Origin of the sequence: Shewanella sp. SM21 (genome assembly GCF_025654335.1) — a bacterium.
Taxonomy (GTDB): Bacteria; Pseudomonadota; Gammaproteobacteria; order Enterobacterales; family Shewanellaceae; genus Shewanella; species Shewanella oncorhynchi.
Genome location: NZ_JAKKRL010000023.1, coordinates 14,589 through 37,569 on the forward strand (window position 1 = coordinate 14,589; position 22,981 = coordinate 37,569).

General features: G+C 47.4%; 18 protein-coding genes. 4 read left to right on the forward strand and 14 right to left on the reverse strand.

Annotated elements, in window-relative coordinates; translation table 11 throughout:
• Position 1: 1 nt before the first annotated feature.
• Genes mraY through mraZ form a run of 7 tightly spaced genes read right to left on the reverse strand, consistent with a single transcriptional unit; the run spans position 2 to position 7,487 of the window.
• The gene (mraY, locus tag L5L94_RS21080; protein ID WP_006079891.1) at positions 2-1,084 is read right to left on the reverse strand and encodes a phospho-N-acetylmuramoyl-pentapeptide-transferase; all 1,083 of its coding nucleotides are present in this window, start codon (positions 1,082-1,084) and stop codon (positions 2-4) included.
• Positions 1,085-2,467, reverse strand: coding sequence for a UDP-N-acetylmuramoyl-tripeptide--D-alanyl-D-alanine ligase (locus L5L94_RS21085; protein ID WP_168826585.1), 1,383 nt, complete (start codon positions 2,465-2,467; stop codon positions 1,085-1,087).
• The gene (gene murE, locus L5L94_RS21090; RefSeq protein WP_263164959.1) at positions 2,464-3,966 is read right to left on the reverse strand and encodes a UDP-N-acetylmuramoyl-L-alanyl-D-glutamate--2,6-diaminopimelate ligase; all 1,503 of its coding nucleotides are present in this window, start codon (positions 3,964-3,966) and stop codon (positions 2,464-2,466) included. Before murE ends, L5L94_RS21085 begins: the two co-directional genes overlap by 4 nt.
• Entirely contained in the window at positions 3,963-5,717 is a 1,755-nt protein-coding gene (locus L5L94_RS21095) for a penicillin-binding transpeptidase domain-containing protein (protein WP_105251191.1), read from the reverse strand. Before L5L94_RS21095 ends, murE begins: the two co-directional genes overlap by 4 nt.
• A 13-nt stretch (positions 5,718-5,730) precedes the next feature.
• The gene (gene ftsL, locus L5L94_RS21100) at positions 5,731-6,045 is read right to left on the reverse strand and encodes a cell division protein FtsL (RefSeq protein WP_105251190.1); all 315 of its coding nucleotides are present in this window, start codon (positions 6,043-6,045) and stop codon (positions 5,731-5,733) included.
• Positions 6,046-6,055: 10 nt separating this feature from the next.
• Positions 6,056-6,997, reverse strand: a complete 942-nt coding sequence (rsmH, locus tag L5L94_RS21105) for a 16S rRNA (cytosine(1402)-N(4))-methyltransferase RsmH (RefSeq protein WP_263164960.1) — start codon at positions 6,995-6,997, stop codon at positions 6,056-6,058.
• Between the two features lie 31 nt (positions 6,998-7,028).
• Positions 7,029-7,487, reverse strand: coding sequence for a division/cell wall cluster transcriptional repressor MraZ (gene mraZ, locus L5L94_RS21110; RefSeq protein WP_105251188.1), 459 nt, complete (start codon positions 7,485-7,487; stop codon positions 7,029-7,031).
• A 663-nt stretch (positions 7,488-8,150) separates the two neighbouring features.
• On the opposite strand from mraZ, the gene L5L94_RS21115 reads away from it, so the two are divergent.
• Complete coding sequence (locus L5L94_RS21115) at positions 8,151-8,486, forward strand: hypothetical protein (protein ID WP_105251187.1); 336 nt, start codon at positions 8,151-8,153, stop codon at positions 8,484-8,486.
• A gap of 171 nt (positions 8,487-8,657) precedes the next feature.
• On the opposite strand, the gene glpK is transcribed toward L5L94_RS21115, so the two are convergent.
• The 6 genes from glpK to leuA form a co-directional block, all read right to left on the reverse strand.
• Complete coding sequence (gene glpK, locus L5L94_RS21120) at positions 8,658-10,142, reverse strand: glycerol kinase GlpK (RefSeq protein WP_131525719.1); 1,485 nt, start codon at positions 10,140-10,142, stop codon at positions 8,658-8,660.
• Positions 10,143-10,335: 193 nt separating this feature from the next.
• Complete coding sequence (locus tag L5L94_RS21125; protein WP_263164963.1) at positions 10,336-11,685, reverse strand: outer membrane protein transport protein; 1,350 nt, start codon at positions 11,683-11,685, stop codon at positions 10,336-10,338.
• A gap of 526 nt (positions 11,686-12,211) precedes the next feature.
• Positions 12,212-12,817 carry a 3-isopropylmalate dehydratase small subunit gene (gene leuD / locus L5L94_RS21130; RefSeq protein ID WP_263164965.1) on the reverse strand — a complete coding sequence of 202 codons (606 nt, stop codon included), beginning with the start codon at positions 12,815-12,817 and terminating at the stop codon, positions 12,212-12,214.
• 27 nt (positions 12,818-12,844) lie between these two features.
• A complete protein-coding gene (gene leuC / locus L5L94_RS21135; RefSeq protein WP_263164966.1) occupies positions 12,845-14,269 on the reverse strand; it encodes a 3-isopropylmalate dehydratase large subunit in 1,425 nt (474 codons plus the stop codon).
• Entirely contained in the window at positions 14,269-15,363 is a 1,095-nt protein-coding gene (gene leuB / locus L5L94_RS21140) for a 3-isopropylmalate dehydrogenase (protein ID WP_173247358.1), read from the reverse strand. Before leuB ends, leuC begins: the two co-directional genes overlap by 1 nt.
• A gap of 70 nt (positions 15,364-15,433) precedes the next feature.
• Positions 15,434-17,002: a 2-isopropylmalate synthase gene (leuA, locus tag L5L94_RS21145; RefSeq protein ID WP_113941087.1), complete on the reverse strand. Its 1,569-nt coding sequence runs from the start codon at positions 17,000-17,002 to the stop codon at positions 15,434-15,436.
• Positions 17,003-17,511: 509 nt separating this feature from the next.
• Between leuA and L5L94_RS21150 the strand changes: the two genes are divergently transcribed.
• Positions 17,512-19,293, forward strand: coding sequence for a diguanylate cyclase domain-containing protein (locus L5L94_RS21150; RefSeq protein WP_212601183.1), 1,782 nt, complete (start codon positions 17,512-17,514; stop codon positions 19,291-19,293).
• On the opposite strand, the gene recQ is transcribed toward L5L94_RS21150, so the two are convergent.
• Positions 19,275-21,098 (reverse strand): DNA helicase RecQ, encoded by a 1,824-nt coding sequence (gene recQ / locus L5L94_RS21155; RefSeq protein WP_263164969.1) that lies wholly within the window; start codon positions 21,096-21,098, stop codon positions 19,275-19,277. The genes L5L94_RS21150 and recQ overlap by 19 nt on opposite strands.
• Positions 21,099-21,385: 287 nt before the next feature.
• Between recQ and L5L94_RS21160 the strand changes: the two genes are divergently transcribed.
• Positions 21,386-21,850, forward strand: a complete 465-nt coding sequence (locus L5L94_RS21160) for a thioesterase family protein (RefSeq protein WP_131525639.1) — start codon at positions 21,386-21,388, stop codon at positions 21,848-21,850.
• Between the two features lie 205 nt (positions 21,851-22,055).
• On the forward strand, positions 22,056-22,940 hold the full coding sequence (gene rarD / locus L5L94_RS21165) for an EamA family transporter RarD (RefSeq protein WP_263164971.1): 885 nt from the start codon (positions 22,056-22,058) through the stop codon (positions 22,938-22,940).
• The last annotated feature ends 41 nt before the right edge of the window (positions 22,941-22,981 follow it).

Consider the following 22,981-nt stretch of genomic DNA (forward strand, 5'->3'; position numbering starts at 1 on the left):
ATTACCTTAACTTCAACGTGGCTAAGCCAAGTAAGACGAGGAATATCGAGATAATCCAAAAACGCACTATCACTCGAGGTTCAGGCCAACCTTTTAACTCATAGTGATGGTGGATCGGCGCCATGCGGAAAATACGCTGGCCGCGTAACTTGTACGAACCCACCTGCAGAATGACTGACAGGGTTTCCATCACGAACACGCCGCCCATAATCACTAACAAAATCTCTTGGCGAACGAGCACTGCAATTGTGCCCAGTGCAGCACCTAATGACAGAGAACCCACATCGCCCATGAAGACTTGCGCAGGGTAAGTGTTGAACCACAAAAAGCCCAGACCCGCACCGACAATGGCGGTACAGACAATCACAAGCTCACCAGAACCGGGTAAATGCGGAATATGTAAGTAGTTCGCAAACTGAGCGTGACCCGACAAATAAGCAATCAAGGCAAACGCCGCCGCGACCATTACCGTCGGCATAATCGCCAAACCATCGAGACCATCGGTTAAGTTCACCGCATTACTCGAACCCACTATCGTGAAGTATGCCAATACGATAAATACGGCGCCGAGTTGCGGCATCACGTCTTTAAAGAAAGGCACCACTAACTGGGTTTCACCTGGATTTGCCGCTGTGGCATACAGGAAAAAAGCAATAAGCAGCGCAGCCAAAGATTGCAGAATGTACTTCCAGCGCGCGATCAAGCCTTTAGTGTCTTTACGTACCACTTTGCGATAATCGTCGATAAAACCGATCAAACCGAAACTGCCGAGCACAAACAGCATGACCCACACATAGCGGCTACCCAGATCGCCCCACAGCAACACGCTGATGAAAATAGCAGCCAATATCAGCAAACCACCCATAGTCGGTGTGCCACGCTTACTAAAATGTGATTCTGGACCATCGTTACGCACAACCTGACCAATTTGCAATAATTGCAAACGTTCAATCAGTTTAGGGCCAAACCATAAGCTAAAAACCAATGCGGTCAATAAGCCTAAAATGGCTCGAAATGTCACATAGGAAAACACGTTAAACCCGGTATGAAAACGGGTTAAATACTCGGCCAGATATACCAGCATTTACACTAACTCCCCACGCCCGAAGGCTACTGTTAGGCCATCCACGACCCGCTCCATGGCGGCGCTACGTGAACCTTTAACGAGAACCGTTACCTGTCCCGGCAACTGGTTTATATGCTTTATAAGTTTTTCTACTAACGTCGCCACACTGTCATAGTGCTCCGCACCGAAAGCTTGGCTCGTGTGCTGACTTAAAGTTCCGGTACAAAACAAGGCATCAATCCCCTGTTGCTTGGCCAGTTGCCCTAGTTCAGCGTGTAAAAGGGGCGCATTGTCGCCTAATTCTCCTAAATCTCCCAGTACCAGACAGCGATTTTCAGAAATTTCCTTTAACCAAGCGATAGCAGCGCCAACGGAGACAGGATTTGCGTTATAGCTATCGTCGATTAGACGCACGCGCCCCAATTGACTCGGCTGCATACGTCCTTTCACTGGCGTTAATTGGCTCAAGCGTTCAGATATTTCAGTCAAACTCAATCCCAAAGCAATACAAACACTTGCAGCGGCGAGTGCATTACTCACCTGATGACGACCCGCCAACGGCAATACCACTTGGCAAGATTCACCTAAATAATTGAGCATAAAACGATAGCAACCATCCGCATTAGTCTTATGGCCTGTCGCTATCACGTCGATATGACGTTTAGCGGCGCCATCTTGCTGGGAGAAGCTCAGTTGCTTATAAGGTCTTGCCTTAACGCTCATAAAATCAGCGAAGGCATCATCGGCGTTGATGATGGCAGTGCCATCGGCCTGCAGATGATTAAAAATCTCTGACTTCGCCTGTGCGACACCCGCTTGCGATCCAAATCCTTCTAAATGGGCGCTGCCGACGTTATTCACCAGCGCGACGTTTGGACGCACAAGTCCCGAGGTGTAATCGATTTCACCTTTATGGTTAGCGCCGAGCTCGAATATCCCAAACTCATCCTCTGGCGTTAAACGCAGCAAAGTGAGCGGCACACCAATCTCATTATTAAAATTGCCAGCGGTATAGAGGATTTGATGCTTTGCCGACAGAATGGTCGCGATCATTTCCTTCACGCTGGTTTTGCCGTTTGAGCCAGTCAAAGCAACACAAATCGGATTGATCTGGTCACGAACATAAGCACCAATCGCACCCATGGCTTTTTGACAATCAGCCACTATGAGCTGCGGAATATCAAAAGCTAACTCACGCTCAACCATTAACGCCGCGGCGCCGTTCGCAATAGCTGTAGCTGCAAAATCATGGCCGTCAAAGCGCTCACCCTTTAAGGCAACAAACAGGGTTGCAGCGCCGATTTTACGGCTATCACTGCTTAAATCTTGGATGGTGACGTCGTCACCGACTCGATGCACGCCTAAGTGTTGACTTAGAGTCTCGAGAGAAAGAGGGATCATCTTGATTGCTCCGATAACTGGCGTGCCAGGGCGCGTTCATCATAATCATGACGCACACCTGCCGCCTCTTGGTAAGTTTCGTGGCCCTTGCCCGCAAGCAAGATCACATCGCCAGGTTTAGCCAATGCCACAACCTCTTTAATCGCTGCGATACGGTCAACCTCAGTCAATGCCTGTTCAGGTGTTGCAAGCCCTTGGATAATATCGGTAATAATTTGCGCAGGATCTTCACTGCGCGCATTGTCGCTGGTCACCATAATACGGTCGGCATACTGTTCTGCAGCTTGACCCATCAAAGGACGCTTGCCCTTGTCACGGTCGCCACCACAGCCAAATACGCACCATAAATCACCGGCACAATGGCGACGTAGCGCGTTTAACGCTTGTTCAATCGCATCTGGCGTATGGGCATAATCGACCACTAAGGTGATGTTATTCGCAGTTGTGAAACGCTCCATACGACCTGCGACAGGCGTTAGGTATTGCACTTGCTCGGCTAACGCTTTCATATCAAAACCTTGCAGATACAAGGCTGAGAGCGCCGCGAGTAAATTAGAGAGATTAAAGGCACCAAGAAGTGGCGAGTGGATTTGAGTCTCGCCCTCGGGCCACACTAAGGTTGCACTGACACCTTGATCGTCAAACTTGGCATTTTTAGTATAAAAAGCCGCACCTTGATGACCTTCAATGCTAAAACCCCAAATCTGCGCAGGCACAGGCTTAAGCTCAGTCAACCAAGACGCGCCAACTGCATCGTCGAGATTTAATAAACCGTGACCTAAAGTGCTGAAACGAAATAGGCTTTGTTTAGCGGCGGCATAGCTTTCCATATCGCCGTGGTAATCGAGGTGATCGCGCGTCAGATTAGTGAACACGGCAACATCAAATGGTACTGCGTCGACGCGGCCTTGCACTAAGCCGTGGCTCGACACTTCCATGGCGCAGACGTTCGCGCCTTGGGCTTCAAACTCATGCAACTGACGCATTAAGGTAATCGCATCGGCAGTGGTATTACCGCTATCGACTAAAGCCCCCCAGAGACCATTACCAAGGGTGCCCATGACGGCGGCTTTGCCCCCCAATGAAGTTACCAGTTGTGCAATGAGTTGACTCGTAGAGGTTTTACCGTTAGTTCCAGTAATGCCGATAACCCCAAGGGATGGCATAACGGCAGACTTGTGCGCTAAGGGATAACGCTGGGCGGCAATTGCCGATACCTGACGACTTAACTGAAAGAAATAAATCTGCACACAGTGCTCGGCATTATCGCCCAGCAACACTTTGCCATGTTGGTCAGCCTCATCCGTGTGAACTAATACGGCTGCGGCACCTAAATCTAAGGCTTTTTCAATAAACTGTCTGCCATCGACCTTATGTCCTGGCAGCGCCAAAAACACATCGCCGCGACGTATTGCGCGGCTATCTAAGGTCAGATCATTGAAGGACTGCGCGCCAGCATAATGTAGCCAAGGCGCTAGCAAATCCCGTAATAACATCATTCTGCTCTCCCAGCGGCGATTCCCGCCAATTGCACTTGTTCTTTATCGGTAATGGGTTCAACGTTTAACATTTGCAGTGCGCCAGACATGACTTTGGCAAATGCAGGCCCCGCCACTGAACCACCATAATAGAGATCGCCCTTAGGCTCATTCACTACCACCACTATCGCTAATCTAGGATTATTCGCAGGAGCAACACCCGCAAATAAAGCAACATAATCATCACCATAACCACCAGCAACTGCCTTACGACTTGTGCCAGACTTACCTGCAACTGGATAACCGTCGATGTGCGCTAAGGTGCCAGTGCCGCCTTTTTCCGTTACACCGACCAGCATTTGCATTACATCGTGGGCCACATTTTCAGAAATAACTCGCTCACCGACAGGTGGCTTTTTCAGTTTCATTATCGAGACAGGAAACAAAGTGCCGCCATTGCCTAAGGTGGCATACATGCGCGCAAGTTGAAGTGTTGTTGCCGTTAAGCCGTAACCAAACGACAAGGTGGCACGTTCAAAGTCTGACCAACGGTGGCGATCTTGAATCAAGCCAGCGCTTTCACCCGTGAGGTTAATTCCCGAAAAACTGCCAAGTCCCATGGATTGATAAGTACCGAGCAGTTGCTGCACCGGAATAGACAAAGCCAATTTACTGATGCCGACGTTACTGGATTTAGCCAAAATACGCGCCAAACTCATATCGCCGTAGTTGGCGGGGTCACGTACTTGGCGACCACCTAAACGCATCCAACCCGGTGAAGTGGCAATAATATCGGTCGATTTAACTGTGCCAGCTTCAAGCGCTGCGGCAACCACAAATGGCTTAATGGTCGAACCCGGCTCAAAGGTATCTGTCATAGCACGGTTACGCATTCTGAAGGTTTGCAGATTGTCGCGCGCATTGGGGTTATACGAAGGCGTATTCACCATTGCCAAGACTTCACCCGTGTGAATGTCGAGGACGACAATCGAACCCGAAGTCGCTTGGTTCATCTCAGTGGTGCGTTTTAGTTCGCGATAGGCTAATTGTTGGATCCTATGATCGATACTCAGCACGAGATCGTTAGGGCTCTCACCTTCCTGCACTATATCCAGACGCTCGACGACATGACCATCGCGTGACTTACGCACTTTTTGTTTGGAAGGCGTACCTGTTAACCAACTATTGTAAGCATTTTCAACACCTTCAATCCCAACATCATCTATGTTAGTGATGCCGATTAACTGAGCTGTGATTTCACCGCCAGGATAATAACGGCGGGATTCAGACTTTAGAAATACACCGGGTAATTTAAGTTGAGTAATATAGTCCGCAACCGCAGGGGTAATTTGGCGTTTCAAGTAGGTGAAGCGTTTGGTGGGGTTACTGCGCACTCGCTCTAACAAATCTTCGAGGGGCTCATGCAACACATCGGCTAAGGCTTGCCAGCGGCGCATATCGGCAAAACCATTACTATCATTGACTTGTTTTGGATCAGCCCAGACGGCTCGTACAGGTACGCTCACGGCCAGCATGTCGCCATTACGGTCGGTGATCAAGCCACGCTGCACTTCACGACTTGTGGTCCGCAATGTTCGCATGTCACTTTCGTGACGTAATTTGTCGGGCTCGATAATTTGAATGTAAGCTGCGCGTCCCACTAGGCTGCAAAACAACGCACACACAAACCCGACCACTACGTATAAACGCCAGTGGATCAATTGAGGTTTTTGCGGTTTGCTTACCCGTTTGATTTTCGCTTGCCTAGTCATATCTTCCCTATACTCACGGCACCTTTACCACAACTTCTTCGCTGGGTAACGGACGACTCATGTTGAGTTCCTTAGAGGCAATACGCGTAATACGACTGTGCTCAGTCTGCGATTGCTCTTCTAATAATAAATTGCGCCACTCAATATCTAATCTATCTCGCTCCTGCAGTAACTGGTCCCACTGGGTTGTCAGTTGACGGCTAACATGGCTGCCATAAACCACGGCAACCGCATTACTCAGCACAAGCAAGGCTAATAACAAGATCCATTTGTGCAGCCATAAATCATGTAAAACGATCCGTGGCAGATTAATCGAGGGCTTACTCACAGTGCGCCCCTTAGTAATCTAAACGCTCGGCAATGCGTAACACTGAGCTGCGAGCTCTGGCATTGCGTTCGATTTCTTCGTCGGATGGCATAATCGCCTTGCCCACGGCACGTAACTTACGCGACTTGCTAATTTGATCTTCAGTCACCGGAAAACCGTGCGGTACACTTTCGCCTTGGCTATGACGACGAATAAAACGCTTCACGATACGATCTTCTAAAGAATGGAAACTGATGACCGACAAGCGTCCTTGGGGAGCAAGCACATTGACGGCTCCTTCAAGTGCCTGATCAATTTGATCTAATTCACTATTGATATAAATGCGGATCGCTTGAAACACCCGAGTCGCAGGGTGCTTATTGCGTTCTTTATTTTTAGTGATACGCGCAATTAAATCGGCTAAATCTTTGGTACGTAAAAACGGCGTTTTCTCACGGTCGGCAGCAATACAACGGGCAATATGGCGAGCATTTTTCTCTTCACCGTAGGTTTTAAATACCCAAGCCATATCTTCAATTTCGGCACGAGCCAACCATTGCGCAGCCGTTTGGCCTTGACTGTTATCCATACGCATATCGAGTGGACCATCGCGCAAAAAACTAAAACCGCGCTCAGCATCGTCGAGCTGGGGTGAAGACACACCTAAATCGAGTAATACGCCATCAATTTTGCCCACAAGCCCAAGCTCTTCGACATAATCGGCTAATTGACCAAAGCCACCATGCACGATTTGAAAGCGTGGATCGTCAGCAAATTGTTTGGCCGCTTCAATCGCTTGAGGATCACGATCGATGGCGATCAATCGACCATGTTCACCGAGTTGTTGTAATACTTGTCTTGAATGACCACCGCGGCCAAACGTGCCATCGATATAGATGCCATCGTCTTTGATGTTTAAACCGCCAACCGTTTCTGCTAGCAGTACGGATAAATGGGCAAATTCTTGACTCATTACTCTCTTCTTATTTAGTTATCACGACTCGTTAAAGTGAAAAATCCGCGAGGCGCTCATTATTAACGAGATCCTCACTTCGAATCGTTTCCTGACATTCATCAATTTGCTGCAGCCAAGATTGCTCATCCCACAGCTCAAATTTATTCAATTGCCCCACTAGCATGATGCGCTTATCTAAATTGGCATATTGCCTTAACGGTGGCGGCAATAATATGCGCCCATTACTGTCGAGCTCCACTTCGTGGGCGTAGCCGAGTAGCAGGCGTTTTAAGGATCTCTGGGTTTTATCGGTATCTGAAAGCTTCAACAACTTAGCTTCGATCAATTCCCATTCGTGAATGGGATACAAGAGTAAACAGGCGGATTGGATATCAACGGTAATCACGATGCGGCCTTGGTGCTCAAGCTGCAAAGGTTCGCGGTATCGCACTGGAATAGCGATCCGTCCCTTTGTATCTAAGTTGATAGCACTGGCTCCACGAAACACGCTAATTCATCCTATCCTTTGATTTTTGATCCACAAATATCCACTATTTCCCACAACTGCTAAGTTTAGGGACAGTCGACAAGCATTGTCAAGGGATGGGATCCTTTTATAAATCCAGTCGGCAAGCGGGTTAGCCGCATGTTGAGCACTTAACCTCGCGACAAACTTTTGACAAGAAAAACCATTAGAGATTGACTAAACAGAGGAAACAACAGGAATAAATAGCGCCGATATATTCAGCAACCTTTTGCTTTCAGGTGCTTGCGATGAAAAAAATGGGGAATTATTTCTGTATTTGTGGGATTTTACGGGTCGAGAAATAACGTCAAACTCAAAAACGCAACAAAACAAACTTACGTCCATCCTTATTCGACAGTCAAAAAAGAGTTGAAATCAGCATAAAAATCTAAATTTTTATTCCAAATAAAGACGTTCATCTTTTTACTAATGGCTGAATATTAATGTCGCGATTGCGAGAAAGATCAAAAATCCCACGTAAAATCCACCAAAAGAACCACTTTCTCCCTATACATTCACCTTATACCCGCACTAGCTACCTAATGGCTCGCCTTATTCGCCTTAACAAGTTAAACGGCGTATAGTCTAAATATTGACCTACTTCAGCCGATATCATATTAAGAGGTGTAATAACAAGGAGGCGTTATGAGTGGATTGGATAGCATTTATGCCATGCTGGCACAGCCAGTAAAAGCCGTGTTTCACCCTAAACGGGTTGTTGACCAAGTCAGCAGCGCAAGCGCAAATGCCCCCGATAGCCATGAAACACCGCAGTCGCAGTTACCTCCAGCGTTAGAAAGCCGCAATACTAAAGTCAGGGAAAGACGCAAAGAATCAGATAACAATAAAAATAAGAAACGCCGTGCATCGGATGAAACCGAAACGCTAAAACTAAAAGAAGGTGTCGTACTTGAAGTGACCGATGATTCCGCAGAAATCAAGAAGCTACCGAGCCAACATATCATTGATGTAGAGGTATAAATCCGTACTGATATAAAACGGAAAAGGCGCAATCCCATTGGATTAGCGCCTTTTTATTAGCCTCTTTTTAGCAGCACTATCGAGCATGTCTGAAATCAGACCAGATTTCGAATCATGCGATACCTCAAATTAAGTTTGATCTCAAACCAATGCCGCCTCAAGACGTATTGTTTAAGTTCGAGTTCTGGCCACCGCGTCCTGCCAACCTGCGTATAGCTGTACTCGAGTCTGGGCATCGATATTAGGGATAAAATGCTTATCGATGCAGGCTTTGTGCTCAAGCTCTATCACACTCTCCCAAAAGCCCACTGCCAACCCAGCTAAAAATGCCGCACCTAAAGCGGTTGTCTCACAAACGCTTGGCCTTAACACTTCCACATCGGTAATGTCGGCTTGAAATTGCATCAAAAAATCATTAGCGACCGCGCCGCCATCCACCTTTAAACGCTTAAGGCTAACGCCACTGTCTTTGGTCATGGCATCAAGTAAATCTTTACTCTGGTAAGCAATAGACTCCAACGCCGCCCGAATAATATGATTACGATTCGCCCCGCGTGTCAGACCAAATAGCGCACCACGGGCATTGGGATCCCAATAGGGCGCACCGAGTCCCACAAAAGCGGGCACCAGATACACGCCATTAGTATCGGCGACCTTAGAGGCAAAGTACTCAGTATCACTGGCATCACGAATAAGCCCCAGTTCATCTCGCAACCATTGAATGGTCGCGCCGCCCATAAAGACTGAACCTTCGAGGGCATAGTTCACTTCACCCTTAGGCCCCACGGCAACTGTAGTCAATAAGCCATGGTTTGAGCGCACCGCTTTTGTCCCTGTATTCATCAACAAAAAACAACCAGTACCGTAAGTATTCTTCGCCATGCCGGGCTCGACACATAGCTGACCAAAAAGCGCAGCCTGTTGATCGCCCGCCATTCCTGCAACTTGGATTTCACTGCCTTCGCCAGCAATCCGTGTCGTACCATACACGCTGCAGGAGGGTTTAACGTCAGGCAACATAGACAAGGGAATATCTAAGGCTTCGAGTAACTTATTATCCCAAGTCAGGCTATGGATATTGAATAGCAAAGTGCGGGCAGCATTGGTTGGATCGGTGACATGCACCTTGCCCTCGGTTAACTTCCACACGAGCCAAGTATCAATAGTGCCGAACAACAACTCACCACGCTCGGCTTGCTCACGGGCATTGGGCACATTATCTAGAATCCACTTGATCTTAGTGCCTGAAAAATAAGGGTCTAGTAATAAACCAGTATTCTCACGCACATATTCTTCTAACCCTTGAGCTTTGAGTTGCTCACAAATCTCAGCGCTGCGACGGCACTGCCACACTATCGCGTTATAAATAGGTTTACCTGTGGCCTTCTCCCATATAACAGTGGTTTCCCGCTGATTGGTAATGCCAATGGCGGCCACTTCATCGCTGTGAATACCCGCACGCGCCAATACTTCAATTAACACTGAACTTTGGCTTGCCCAAATCTCCATGGGATCATGCTCGACCCAACCCGGATTAGGGTACAACTGGGTAAATTCCCGCTGGGACACGCTGACAATGTTTGCGTCGTGATCGAACACTATCGCCCTTGAGCTGGTCGTACCTTGATCTAAGGCCACCACGTATTTTTTCTGCACGCTACTATCCTATCTGAACTCTCCGCCGCCTTTTTATGCTGGCGAGAATTAACATGATCCACCGACTTATGCAGTGAATATATTCGGAATTTACCGCCGTGACCAGCAAGCAAGCCGTAAAACAAGATAACGCCACCATGCTATAGCCATAAAAAAGCCCTGAAGATTCAGGGCTTTTTTTAACATACTGAACTTACATCTTGTAGCTCATTTGGATACCCGCAAGCCATACATCGCCGCTTGCTTCGCCGTTAAAGTTAACAGTCGCGAGGTTCAATAGGTTTTGCTGTTCGTTGATTGGCGCATCGCCAGTCGCTTTAATATAAGTCACAGCAAAATCAACGTTCAGGTTCTTAGTTGCCTGATAACCTGCGCCCACAGAGAACCACAGACGGTCAGAGTCTGGAATTGTGGTTGTGCGCCACTCGTCATTTGCCGCCGTTTTATCTAAAGCAACACCGGCACGCACTAACCAGTCGTTATTCACTTGATAAGTCGTCCCTAGCGCGAAGCGCCAGTTATCTTCGAAGTGCTCTTCTTTAACTAAATCAGACTCTAAGCCGCCCTTAGGCTTAACTTCACCAGGGAAATAAGCCACTAGTTGATCGAATACACTCCAATCGGTCCAGTTCACACTCGCATGCATGGCCCAGTTATCGGTCAATTGGTGATGGGAAGCTATCTCTGCAAAAGCGGGCAATTCAAGCGGTAAATAACCTTCAATGGACACATCTTGGCCGCCAGTGTACAGAACACCAGACGCATGGCCATCTAAGTCCAGTTGCACGCCGCTGTGATAAGCAAAACCTAAACGGTGAGCAGGATTAATTTGCCAGCTTGCACCTAACTGCCAGCCGTAACCCACATCATCACCCTTCATGCTTTTCAGCTCAGTGCCACCTGGAGGTAACATAGCCTGCACAGGAGCCGGCAGAGCAGGTTTGATACCATCAACCCAACCTGGTAATGAGGCACCAATTTCGCCTTCACCATAAACGATCCGTACACCAGCACCTACGCTGACAGCATCATTGATGCGATAAGCGATGTTTGGATTAAATTCAACGGTCGTAACCGAAGTCTTATTACCAAAAATAGCCGCTGCGTGAGTAGCGGGTAATTCAGTGGCTAGACCATAATTAGAGTTTACCGCTAGGCCCCAAGTCCATTGATCATTTAGCTGATTTGAATAATAAAAATTTGGCACGAGTGCGTCATCGGCCACATCCAGTGCATCGCCACCTTTCATAACAACAGGATTAGGACCAATTAACGGTGAGCTAAGGCTGACATCACCTGTCACATCGACGTTTGGCATAACGTAAATGCCACCCGCGGACAACTGACGTCCTTCTAAATAAGTCAGCATTGCAGGATTTCGACCTTGAGCCGAAGCGTTATCCGCCATAGCGGCTTCACCCGCAAAGGCGCGACCTAAACCTGTAGCAGAGTATTCCGCAAGTTGAAAACCCGCGGCATGGAGTTGAGTCGTTGAACTTAACAAGGCTGCAGTGACAGCCAAAGTCAGAAGACGTTTTTGCATTGTTATTCTCTAATCATATTATTGTTATCTGTACTACTTAGATGAGTACTGCGGCGTTCAGGCAAAATAGAGCAAACACTCCATATTGAATGCGCAGCAGTTTACTTATGCAGAAGATGTTTGCAACCGAAGGAGATAAAACAGACAGAAACTCTAAAGAAATGCGACTTTAAAACAGATTTAGTGACATACATCACCATTCAAACAAAAGCCAACCATTAAACACTCAAAAATCATTCACGACAGTCGTGAGATTTAAATTAAGAACCCAACAAATACCAATATTAAACAACAAGATAAAAAATTAAAACTTTGGAACACCTGTAAATCATTTAAACTCGACAAATTCAGCATAAATCACTGCAGAGAATGAAATTTTCTAGTATCAAAACGACAATAAAAATTTATGTCTTAAAATACAATAAATTAAATTAAGAGTGTATTGAGATTCAAAACAAAAACGCCTAGGTATTAACTTAGGCGCTTAATTATAGACTCAACACGAGTACAAATGTGCGCTGAAAGTTTAGCGGCGCCAACCTTGGATTTGAGTTTCGTACTGACTGATTTGCGCAGCATGGGACAAGGTCAACCCAATAGCATCTAACCCATTGAGTAACTTATGTCTCGCCGACTCTGCCAGCGTAAAACTAAACTCAGCACCTGACGGTGCAATCACTTTACAGCTTGTGAGATCAACCGTGATTTGCGCGCCTTCTTCTGCCGCCACTTCGTCCATCAACTGACGCACCTGCGCATGGGTTAACGCCACAGGCAATAGGCCATTATTGATTGAGTTGCCGTAAAAAATATCGGCAAAACTCGGCGCTATAATGGCGCGCAAACCAAAGTCTGCCAGCGCCCAAGGCGCATGCTCGCGGCTTGAACCACAACCAAAGTTTTCCTGCGACAAAAGAATTGAAGCGCCTTTATAACGAGGCTGGTTCAATGAAAACTCAGGATTAGGCACATCGCCCGCATCATCTAAATAACGCCAGTCATGAAATAAGTGCACGCCAAAACCATCGCGCGTCACCTTAGACAAAAACTGTTTCGGAATGATCTGATCCGTATCGATATTGGTGCTGTCTATCATGCCCGCAATCCCGGTATGGGTCGTAAAAGGTTGCATTAACTTCTCCTCTTGGGTTTACGGTAATTAGTAAGGTTTACGAATATCGACAAAATGCCCAGCCACCGCAGCGGCGGCGGCCATTGCAGGGCTCACCAAATGGGTGCGACTGCCACGGCCTTGGCGGCCTTCGAAGTTACGATTACTGGTCGAAGCGCAGCGATCACCCGCTTCTAATCTGTCATCGTTCATCGCTAAACACATAGAACAACCCGGTAAACGCCACTCAAACCCCGCTTCGATAAAGATTTTATCTAAGCCTTCGGCTTCGGCTTGCGCTTTCACTTGACCAGAACCGGGTACGACAATCGCGGTGACGCCATTCGCGACTTTACGACCTTTGGCATGTACGGCGGCGCTGCGTAAATCTTCAATCCTTGAGTTAGTACAAGAACCGATAAATACCTTGTTGATACTGATGTCTGTCATAGGCGTGCCCGCACTCAGGCCAATGTATTCTAAGGCCTTTTCCATGCTGGCACGGGTGCTTGGGTTGGCTTCATCAATAGGATTTGGCACTTTTCCATCGATCGCTACGACTTGGCCGGGGTTTGTACCCCAAGTCAATTGTGGTGCAATATCGGCGGCATCGAGTACCACAGTCGCATCAAACACGGCGCCATCATCGGTTTTTATGGCTTGCCAATAAGCGACAGCCTCAGTCCAATCTTCGCCCTTGGGTGCAAACTCGCGGCCTGCTAAATAGTCGAAAGTGGTTTGATCCGGCGCGACCATGCCCGCCTTAGCGCCCATCTCAATCGCCATGTTGCACACTGTCATGCGGCCTTCCATCGACAGGGCTTCAATCGCCTCACCGCAGAACTCCACCACATAACCCGTGCCACCATCCATGCCGATTTTGCCAATAATAGCGAGTACGATATCTTTGGCGGTCACGCCATCGGTGACATGACCACGCACTTCAATCTTCATGGTCTTAGCTTTTAGTTGACGCAAGGTTTGGGTTGCTAAAACGTGCTCAACCTCGGACGTACCAATGCCAAACGCCAATGCCCCAAAGGCGCCATGGGTCGCGGTATGGGAATCACCACAGACAATCACAGTGCCCGGCAAGGTAATACCCAATTCAGGGCCCATTACATGCACAATCCCTTGATTAGGATGGTGAATGTCGTATAAACGCACGCCAAAGTCTTTACAGTTTTGCGCTAGGGTTTCCACCTGAGTGCGCGCCATCGGGCTTAAGGCATCTAAGCTGGCGCTACGGGTCGAAGTATTGTGATCCATAGTGGCAAAGGTTTTTTCCGGTGCACGCAGTTTGCGGCCCGCCACTTTTAAGCCACTGAATGCTTGCGGAGAAGTCACTTCATGGACTAAATGTCTGTCGACATAAATGATCGGCGCTTCGCCCTCGGGAGAGGCAACAATATGTGCATCCCATACTTTTTGATACAACGTCTTTGCACCCACGTTTTTTGGCACAGTCGTCATTACACACCTTCCTTTATAGCATTGGCGATAAAGTCACCCATCTCGCGAGTGGATTTAGCTTGGCTACGCTTGTCTGCGCTCAATAGTTCACCGGTTAAATAGCCAGAATTTAATGCTTTGCTGACGGCGCGCTCAATCGCACAGGCGGCTTCTTCTTGCTTTAGGCTGTGGCGCAGCATTAATGCCGCCGACAGGATTTGGGCGATAGGGTTTGCAATGCCTTTACCCGCGATATCTGGCGCACTGCCACCCGCAGGTTCGAATAAACCAAAGCCAGTGCTGTTCATGCTCGCCGATGACAACAAGCCCATAGAGCCCGTTAACATGGCGATTTCGTCGGATAAAATGTCACCGAACAGGTTAGAACATAACATAACATCGAACTCATCGGGGCGACGCAGCAGCTGCATGGTCGCGTTATCGATATAGATGTGTTCAAGCTCGACATCGGGGAAATCTACCGCCACTTCTTCAACCACTTGGCGCCATAACACTGAACAGGCGAGCACGTTGGCTTTATCCACTGAGGTCACTTTTTTACGGCGACCACGGGCGGCTTCGAAGGCGATGCGGGCGATACGGCTAATTTCGCGGCGGCTATAACGCATGGTATCGAAGGCTTCTTCATTTTCGCCTTCGCCTTGACGACCCTTTGGCTTACCAAAATAAATGCCGCCGGTTAACTCGCGTACACATAAGACATCAAAGCCACGGGCGGAAATATCGCTACGCAGCGGTGACATATGTTCTAAGCCATCATGCAATTTAGCTGGGCGCAGATTACAAAACAGTTCGAAGTGACCACGCAGTGGCAATAACGCGCCGCGCTCAGGTTGCTCATTTGGCGGTAACTTTTCCCACTTAGGGCCGCCTACCGAACCAAACAGGATCGCATCGGCCGCTTCACAGCCCTTTAGTGTGGCATCGGGTAAGGGACTACCGTGGTTATCGATGGCAATACCGCCAACATCGAATTCAGTGTATTCGATATTCAAATCGAAACGCGCTTCAACCTCACGCAGCACTTTACGCGCCTCTGCCATCACTTCAGGACCGATCCCATCCCCTGCTAATACTGCTATTTGATAACTCATACGCCAGCCAACTCCTTTAAATGTAAATGCTTTATGCTCGACCTTGCTATTCTTTGGATGCTTTTAGCGACTAAACGCCGCCTAGCTCTCGATTTTTTTGCATGCTTTGTTTGTAATCGGCAACCTTGTCTGCGCGGCACGTTAAGTTCATCACATGCACTAAAGCGCGTGCCGAGGCTTCAACCACATCGGTTGCCAAACCTACGCCGTGAAAGTTTTGCTCGTGGTAAACCGCGGTAATATCCACTTGGCCTAAGGCATTTTGACCTACGCCCTTAGCACCTAACTTATAGCTGATGATATCGATTCGACGATCAGTTGCGCGGGCAATCGCGTTATAGGCAGCATCAACAGGACCATTACCCGTTGCGGCTTCGGTTTTAATTTCGCCGCCCACTTCGATACGCACAGTCGCCGTAGCAACGCCTTCAGTTGAGTCAGACTGCACCACTAATTGCTGCAATTGATAGTGATTGTCTTCTTCGGCCTGCGCTTCCATAAAGGCTAAGGCTTCTAAATCATAATCAAATACTTGGCCTTTTTTATCAGCCAATTTTAGAAACTCTTCATACAGAGTATCCATATTGTAATCGTGCTCGCTATAGCCCATTTCTTCCATGCGATGCTTGATCACATGGCGACCCGAGCGAGAGGTCATATTCAAGTTATTGCGATTCAAACCTATACTTTCTGGCGTCATGATTTCATAGGTATTTTGTGCTTTTAACATGCCATCCTGATGGATGCCCGACGAATGGGTAAAGGCATTCGCACCGACAATCGCCTTGTTCGCCTGCACTGGCATATTGCATAACTGGCTGACTAAATTAGAAGTACGGTGAATTTCTTTGGCATTAATGCCCGTTTCTAACCCTAACATCCCCTTACGCGTCGCTAAAATCATCGCGATCTCTTCCAGCGAACAGTTACCCGCACGCTCACCTATGCCATTGATCGTACATTCAATTTGACGCGCACCGTGTTGCACTGCGGTTATCGAGTTAGCCACAGACAAACCTAAGTCATCGTGGCAATGCACTGAGATCACCGCTTGGTCGATATTCGGCACCCGATTAAACAAAGTTTGAATGATATTGCCAAACTCGCTTGGCACTGTGTAACCGACCGTATCGGGAATATTAATGGTGCGTGCGCCCGCGCGAATGGCGGCTTCTACCATACGACATAGATTATCGATGGGCGTACGCCCCGCATCCTCACAGGAAAACTCCACGTCATCAGTAAAACGGCGGGCATACTTCACTGCGCCCACCGCCATCTCTAACACTTGATCGAAAGAACGCTTCAACTTGCTCTCAACGTGAATCGTTGAGGTCGAGATAAACGTATGGATACGGAATTGATCTGCAACTGACAAGGCCTGCGCCGCAGCATCTATGTCCTTTTCAAGTGCACGGGATAAAGCACAAACACGGCTATTTTTGATGGTACGCGCTATGGTCTGCACTGACTCAAAATCACCGGGTGAAGAAACCGGAAAACCCACTTCCATCACATCCACACCCAGACGTTCCAGCGCCATAGCGATCTGTAGTTTTTCTTTGACCGACAAACTTGCGGCTAACGCCTGCTCACCATCACGCAAGGTAGTATCAAATATTATGACTCGGTTAGACATCTCGCTTCTCCATGGAACGTCACCGTTCGTTAGTTAATTTTTGCCGTATTCAGATACAAAAAACCCCGCAACATCGGTGCGGGGTTTGTGAATGCTTTGCCTCTTTATCGAGCGTGCAACACTAAGACCTCCGCGTATAAACCGCGAGAGAGAGAAGGAGGAGGTCGAGTTTGCGGCTAATAATATTCATTTAATCTGTATATTTATTCTGTTTGAATTATTGAGGACGGTTAATATTTAACTTGCCTAGCCGATAGTGTCAACCCTAATTTTTTCATGTTCCACTCATTCAACCTGTCTTAAGGCTAATAACGGTGAGTTTCATCCCCAAATTAGTGATCGATTCCACAGAATTAACCGGCTGTTTGGATTCAGAAATCACTGGGATGTGTTAACTTATTCCCCTTAGAAAAAAATAGTTTTTTATGCAAAAAACGATTAAGAAAAGTTATAATCCCGCCTTAGTGATTAGGGATGTTAGAACTTACGCATTTTATATGGAGCACAAAATGGATTTTCGCGTCTTGGTACTGAGCCTGTTGTTATGGCTGTTTCCCTTTGGGGCCAGTGCTATAGACCAATTAGATGAACTCACTGAACTCGTCTACCAATATCCCAGTAAAGCACTCACTCAAATAACAGCGTTAGAAAAACAATTTGCGACCAGTGCAAGCTCGGATATCAATCGACTCAGATTAAGTGTGTTGAAATGCCAAAACCTACTACAAATAGGGGAAAATGAAGCCGCTATCAACGTCGCTCAATTAGGCGAAGCAAACGCTAAACAACTTAAGCTAGATCAAGTACGACCTTACTTTTTGATTTGCCAAGCCGATGCCAACCTTAGCTATAACAATATTCAAAATGCGCTGCCCTTGCTTGATTCAGCCATTAACCTCGCGCGACGTTACCAGCAACCACAAGCCTTAGTCGATGCTTTACGCTTACGTGGCCAACTCGATACTGACACTGACAACTTCTCTTCTGCTATCGAAGATTTACGCCTCGCGATTGATATTTATCCGGATATTCATGCTCAAACCCAAAATTGGATTTGGCCACCACAGGCCTATGTGTATGCCGCGATGGGAAATTTACTTTATGCCACCCATGATTTCCCCCAAGCCATGTATTACACCAACTTAGGTATACAAAGTGCCGATGCAAAAGGGAAAGTTTTACACTTTATTTTACGCAATGCAGCTCGGATAGCGCTTGATAATCAAGAGTTTGATTACAGTGATAAACTCGAACAACAAGCTAAAGCGCTTTTACCTGAGCTCGGTTCGCCACTTGAACTCGCCTACAGTTATGCCATTTTGGCCTCAATCGCGCTCGATAAAGGCCGCATCGATAATGCCGAAGAATATCTTTCTATCGCGATTAATACGTTTAAAAAACAAAATCAACAATTAGCGACAATGCGTTCAACTCGCCTACTCGCCCAAATTCGTTTTGCTCAGCATCAAGAAGATGCCGCTTTAATCCTCATGAATCACGCTATTGAGCAAGCTGAAAACCTAAAACAATACTCAGATCTTAAAGGGTTTTACGGGATCATGAGCGATCACTACTTAGAAAAAGGGGATTTTAAACAAGCCTATTCTTTCTTGCTCAAACGTTATCGAGCGGCCGAGCTCACCAATCAAGCGATGAATAATGCTCGGATATTGCAATTTAAGGCCCGCCTAAATCAACAAGATCTGCAGCAGGAGCCAAATAGCACTGCACCAGAAAAAGATTCAATCTTACAAGAGCTAAATGTCGATTGGGCCTATAGCACACTGTTCTTAATCGCGATGGCATTATTGGGCGGAGCTATTTGGTATTTGATTGATAAACAGAATAATCGTGCCCCACATATTGAAGGTAATGAACCTGCTGAAACGCTGCTCCAACAAGTCACATCAGCATTAAACAGTGCCAAACAAGGTAATTACCCACTGTCTTTATTATTGTTTAATGCGAGTCAGATCCGTCAAGTTGACCTGCCTCTCTTACAGGATGAGCTACAACACAGACTACGGGAGCAAGATAAGTTAATCCGATATTCGATGGATGAAATTGTCATTATCCTGCCGCATACCTCGGCAACTGGTGCTAAAAGAGTCGTTAGTCAGTTAGTTGCTTGCATTCAGCCTTGGCAGGGTTCAAGTAAGGTCAATATTGGTATAGCGGCGATGCAACAGTTTGATACCTTAGAGTCTTTAATTAAGCGAGCCAGTATCAATCAATTGGGCAAGGTTAAAGTCAATGAGAATAATCCAAACTATTATTCTCCCGCTAAATAAGCCGCGATTTCATCGAGAAAAGCGTCACCGAAACGACTCAGTTTACGCTCGCCAACCCCGTTGACGGCGAGCATTTCCCCCGCGCTCGTTGGCATCATGGCTGCCATTTCTGCGAGGGTAGCGTCGTTAAAGACTAAATACGGCGGCACATCCTGCTGCTCGGCAATGGTTCTACGCAATAACTTCAACCGTGCGAACAACTTACGGTCATAATTCAACGGTGCTTTAGACTGACTCGCCTTACGTTTTGTGGTTGTTAACTGAATACGCGGTTCAGCAAGCATTAGCGCCACTTCCCCTTTGAGCACAGGTCGTGCTGATGGGTTTAGGGTAATAGATGAACCGCGAGTCACATCTTGACTCGCCAGTCCCAAATGAATGAGTTGGCGGATCACACTCAACCAATATTCATGGCTCTTGTCTTTACCAATCCCCCAAGTCGTGAGTTTGTCATGCCCTCGATCGACTATCGGCGCGCCTTTCGAACCGCGCAACACTTCAATTAAATGATTGATACCAAAACGCTGGCCTAAACGGAAAATACATGACAGCACCTTCTGCGCATCTTCGGTGCCGTTATAACGCTTAGGCGGGTCGAGGCAAATGTCGCAGTTACCACAGGGCTCTAATGCACTCTCATCAAAGTAATGCAGCAACACTTGGCGGCGACAGGTCTGCGCCTCAGCAAAGGCAGCCATAGTATTAAGTTTGTGGAATTCGACCTGTTGCTGCGGTCCTGGCTCGGACTGTTCAATCAAATGTCGCACCCGACCAATATCGGCGGGATCGAACAACATAAAAGCTTCTGCATCGAGCCCATCACGTCCTGCTCGGCCCGTTTCCTGATAATAGGCTTCGATACTTTTCGGGATATCGTAATGCACTACAAAGCGCACATTAGACTTATTAATCCCCATACCGAAAGCCACAGTGGCAACCACAATATCAATTTGATCTTTAAGGAAACTATCCTGTACTGCACCACGGTCTTCCTGCGTCATTCCCGCATGATAGGCCTTGGCATTAAAACCTTGCAGGCATAAACGGTCAGCCACTTCATCGACACGGCGACGACTGCTGCAATAAATAATGCCGTTAGTACCATTCTGCTGCGTTAAAAAATGTCGTAACTGATTAGCTGCATTAAGCTTTTCGGCGACTGTATAGCGAATATTGGGCCGATCGAAACTTGAAAGTAAACGGAATGGGTCAATACCGAGCCGCTCACAAATACTCTGCCGAGTCGCCTGATCTGCTGTTGCGGTCAGCGCCATCATGGGCACATAGGGGAAGAGTTGCTTTAACTGGCCGAGCGCCGCATATTCTGGGCGAAAATCATGACCCCACTGACTGATACAATGCGCCTCATCGATGGCAAACATCGCGAGCTGGAGCGACTGCATGCGCTCAATAAAATCAGCGGTTAATAAACGTTCAGGTGACACATAAAGCAGTTTTAACTCACCGTGGCGTAGCTGCCTTAATACTTCGGCACTCTGCTCGCGCGGCAATGAGGAATTCAGATAAGCCGCAGCAACACCGGTTTGCAACAAGCTATCGACTTGATCTTTCATCAAAGAAATCAATGGGGAGACGACAATAGTGATGCCATTCATCATCAAGGCAGGTAACTGATAACACAGACTCTTACCGCCGCCCGTTGGCATGATCACTAAGCAATCTTGCCCGCCGCAGACACGTTCTATCACCTCCCGCTGACCGTCCCTAAAGTCACGGTAACCAAACACCTGTGCGAGGCGTTGCGAGAGCGGATCATCATGCGTGTCGAGTACGAGCTTTTCCATGGATCTTCTATGTCAAAAGTGAGGGGGCCTATTCTAAAGGACTGAACCGCTCCTGTCTTGCGCCATCTTGTCGTAAACCCATTCTGGATAAATGTCATCGACTAAGATCGCCCTCCCTCAACTAACCATAATGCCCATAGCCAATTTATCTTCAATCTAGCTTAAGTTGCATTCTGCGCACGCTTCACTGTAGATTAATTGCTCTAAGCCGCACTTTGTTAATCTAAGTGTTGATAACAAATCCAATTACGCCTAATACCGTCACTCAGTGACAAGGATGAGAAACCATGACAAACCCAATCCAAGCCGAGATATTAAGCCGAGTGGCAGAAGTCTTTGATCAACATGTCCCTTTTCATAATCTGCTCGGGCTCGATATTAAACGCTACGATGTCGACGGTGTCGAAGTGGTCATCAATATGAAACCAGAACTTATTGGCAATATCCATCAACAGATCCTCCACGGCGGTGTCACAGCTACAGTACTAGATGTGGTCGGCGGACTCACCGCATTTGCAGGACTGGTTGCAAGCCGTGAAGATTGGACGATTGAAGAATTACAACAACGCCTCCAAACTTTAGGGACGATTGATATGCGCGTCGATTATCTGCGGCCGGGACGCGGCCTCACCTTTACGGGCACGGGCAGCGTCATTCGTGCGGGTAATCGAGTTTCAGTATGCCGCATGGAACTACATAATGAGCAAGGCACGCATATCGCTTTTGGAACAGGGACTTATATGGTGGGTTAGGTGGTTAAATTTAGATGTGTATTAGTGCCTTAGGGCTCAAAATTGACTAAGGTAAACGTCTTAATTAACAGGATGGTTACTCACTTTAATCGCCCATTCAATCTATTGCGGAGATATTCTGTAACGAAAAGAACACGGCGATGCCCTTGAGTCAGCGGTCAGACACACCTACAATCGCCACCTTGTTGTTCTTCGAAGATGTCTCATGCCAGATCTTGAATACCGCAAAGGGATCCTACTTGCCGTCAGTGCTTACTGTATGTGGGGTTTTGCGCCTTTATATTTCAAATTACTCAACCATGTTTCCGCCACCGAAATTTTGCTCCATCGGGTGATTTGGTCATTCGTGTTTATGCTGATGATTATGCAGTTTATCGGCGGGTTCTCACGCTTACGCTTACTGTTTAAACAGCCTAAACAGCTGATGGTTCTCACCATTACTTCCATATTGATCGCGGGAAACTGGCTACTATTTATCTGGGCGGTAAATAACGATCACATGCTCGATGCCAGCCTAGGTTACTTCATCAATCCTTTACTCAACGTCTTACTCGGTATGTTATTTCTAGGCGAAAGATTGCGTAAACTGCAATGGTTTGCGGTTTCACTCGCCAGCGCTGGCGTATTGATCCAGTTAATCTCTTTTGGCTCAATTCCCATCGTCTCACTGGCACTCGCGGGCACCTTTGGTTTCTATGCGCTGCTGCGAAAAAAGGTCAATGTGGATGCTAAGGCCGGATTATTGGTCGAAACCGCAGTGTTATTACCGGTAGCGCTGATTTATCTCGTCGCAACCTTAGACACTGCCACGGCGAGCATGCTGACTAACGATTGGCAATTGAATCTGATGTTAATGGCGGCTGGGATAGTGACTACCATTCCTTTGCTGTGTTTTGCAGGGGCAGCGGTACGTATTCCATTGTCTATGCTCGGCTTTTTCCAATATATTGGCCCGAGTATTATGTTCATCCTCGCGGTGAGTCTGTTCAATGAGCCCTTCGATGCCGAAAAAGGCGTGACCTTCGGCTTTATCTGGAGCGCGCTACTCGTCTTTACCTTAGATATGGCCTATAAACGCAAGACGGCGTAAGCATTATCACGCCGATACACAGTTGCAGAAGTGATGACATA

What these genes read in the sequence shown, in the direction of transcription:
- L5L94_RS21150 (WP_212601183.1), top strand. Translation starts at nt 17,512, where the DNA reads ATGGATTTTCGCGTCTTGGTACTGAGCCTGTTGTTATGGCTGTTTCCC.
- leuB (WP_173247358.1), bottom strand. Translation starts at nt 15,363, where the DNA reads ATGAGTTATCAAATAGCAGTATTAGCAGGGGATGGGATCGGTCCTGAA.
- L5L94_RS21095 (WP_105251191.1), bottom strand. Translation starts at nt 5,717, where the DNA reads ATGACTAGGCAAGCGAAAATCAAACGGGTAAGCAAACCGCAAAAACCT.
- L5L94_RS21160 (WP_131525639.1), top strand. Translation starts at nt 21,386, where the DNA reads ATGACAAACCCAATCCAAGCCGAGATATTAAGCCGAGTGGCAGAAGTC.
- recQ (WP_263164969.1), bottom strand. Translation starts at nt 21,098, where the DNA reads ATGGAAAAGCTCGTACTCGACACGCATGATGATCCGCTCTCGCAACGC.
- murE (WP_263164959.1), bottom strand. Translation starts at nt 3,966, where the DNA reads ATGATGTTATTACGGGATTTGCTAGCGCCTTGGCTACATTATGCTGGC.
- rsmH (WP_263164960.1), bottom strand. Translation starts at nt 6,997, where the DNA reads ATGAGTCAAGAATTTGCCCATTTATCCGTACTGCTAGCAGAAACGGTT.
- leuA (WP_113941087.1), bottom strand. Translation starts at nt 17,002, where the DNA reads ATGTCTAACCGAGTCATAATATTTGATACTACCTTGCGTGATGGTGAG.
- mraY (WP_006079891.1), bottom strand. Translation starts at nt 1,084, where the DNA reads ATGCTGGTATATCTGGCCGAGTATTTAACCCGTTTTCATACCGGGTTT.
- leuC (WP_263164966.1), bottom strand. Translation starts at nt 14,269, where the DNA reads ATGACGACTGTGCCAAAAAACGTGGGTGCAAAGACGTTGTATCAAAAA.
- L5L94_RS21115 (WP_105251187.1), top strand. Translation starts at nt 8,151, where the DNA reads ATGAGTGGATTGGATAGCATTTATGCCATGCTGGCACAGCCAGTAAAA.
- L5L94_RS21125 (WP_263164963.1), bottom strand. Translation starts at nt 11,685, where the DNA reads ATGCAAAAACGTCTTCTGACTTTGGCTGTCACTGCAGCCTTGTTAAGT.
- rarD (WP_263164971.1), top strand. Translation starts at nt 22,056, where the DNA reads ATGCCAGATCTTGAATACCGCAAAGGGATCCTACTTGCCGTCAGTGCT.
- L5L94_RS21085 (WP_168826585.1), bottom strand. Translation starts at nt 2,467, where the DNA reads ATGATCCCTCTTTCTCTCGAGACTCTAAGTCAACACTTAGGCGTGCAT.
- leuD (WP_263164965.1), bottom strand. Translation starts at nt 12,817, where the DNA reads ATGCAACCTTTTACGACCCATACCGGGATTGCGGGCATGATAGACAGC.